1 protein-coding gene and 2 pseudogenes are annotated in these 1,129 nt (G+C 53.7%); all 3 read left to right on the top strand.

The annotated features are described in order from the left end of the window. Positions 1-165 precede the first annotated feature (165 nt). Positions 166-624 carry a ribosome maturation factor RimP gene (gene rimP / locus ACQKP4_RS29235; protein ID WP_010463487.1) on the top strand — a complete coding sequence of 153 codons (459 nt, stop codon included), beginning with the start codon at positions 166-168 and terminating at the stop codon, positions 622-624. A 47-nt stretch (positions 625-671) separates the two neighbouring features. After that, a pseudogene (locus ACQKP4_RS29230) lies at positions 672-1,034 on the top strand (NusA N-terminal domain-containing protein); the annotation flags it as partial. A 2-nt stretch (positions 1,035-1,036) separates the two neighbouring features. Beyond that, positions 1,037-1,129, top strand: a pseudogene (locus ACQKP4_RS29225) (hypothetical protein); the annotation flags it as partial.

Here is a 1,129-nt window from a genome sequence, read left to right as displayed (position 1 = left end):
CCTTTGAAGCGATTTTCCTAGCTGCTTGAAAAAGAAGGGAAAAATATGACGAAGTCGGAGTTGATCGAACGATCTACGCCGCTGTTCGACGGCGTTTCAAGGATGGGCGTTTCGCCCATTTTTTTATTTTGCATAGCATGCACATACATGCACGAGGGGGTTCAGGTGTCGAGCAAGCTAGAAGAGTTGCAGGCCTTGCTGGCCCCGGTGGTCGTGGCCCTAGGCTATGAATGCTGGGGTATTGAGTTTTCGGCTCAAGGTCGCCACTCAATGTTGCGCGTTTATATTGATAAAGAGGGCGGTGTGCTGGTGGACGATTGTGCAATCGTCAGCCGTCAGATCAGCGGTGTCCTGGATGTTGAAGATCCGATTGCCGTTGAATACACCCTTGAAGTTTCCTCGCCAGGCATGGAACGCCCACTGTTCACTATTGAGCAGTTTGCAAAATTTGCCGGTGAACAAGTGAAGATCAAGCTGCGCTCGCCATTTGAAGGACGACGCAACTTTCAGGGCCTTCTGCGCGGTGTAGAAGAGCAGGACGTCGTGGTGCAGGTTGAAGACCATGAGTTCCTGTTGCCGATCGATATGATCGACAAGGCCAACATTATTCCCAGTTTTGACTGAGACGCGGATCCCGCGGATCCAATGGCTTGCGAAAGGCGAGGCGTACGATGAGCAAAGAAGTACTGCTGGTTGTTGAGTCGGTATCCAATGAAAAGGGCGTACCGGCAAACGTAATTTTTGAAGCGCTGGAGCTGGCTCTGGCCACTGCTACCAAAAAGCGTTTCGAGGACGAAGTCGATCTGCGTGTGGAAATCAATCGCCACACCGGTGCTTACGAGACATTCCGTCGCTGGACGGTCGTCGAAGAAGCAGACCTGGACGATCCGGCTATCGAAACCTGGCCGAGCAAGGTTGCCGAAACGCACCCTGGCGCTCAGGTCGGTGACGTAGTCGAAGAAAAAATCGAATCCATTGAGTTCGGCCGCATCGCTGCACAGACTGCCAAGCAAGTCATTGTGCAGAAAGTTCGCCCAAGACCCTCGACTTCCCGCGTTTCCGGCAGATTGCCGACAAGGTCGGTGCGCTGCTGTTCGTCGACATGGCGCACGTCGCCGGTCTGGTCGCC

The sequence above is a fragment of the Pseudomonas sp. NPDC086278 genome (assembly GCF_050280905.1).
Taxonomy (GTDB): domain Bacteria; phylum Pseudomonadota; class Gammaproteobacteria; order Pseudomonadales; family Pseudomonadaceae; genus Aquipseudomonas.
The sequence above is the reverse complement of the archived record's forward strand: the minus strand, read 5'-3'. Positions and strand labels throughout refer to the sequence as shown.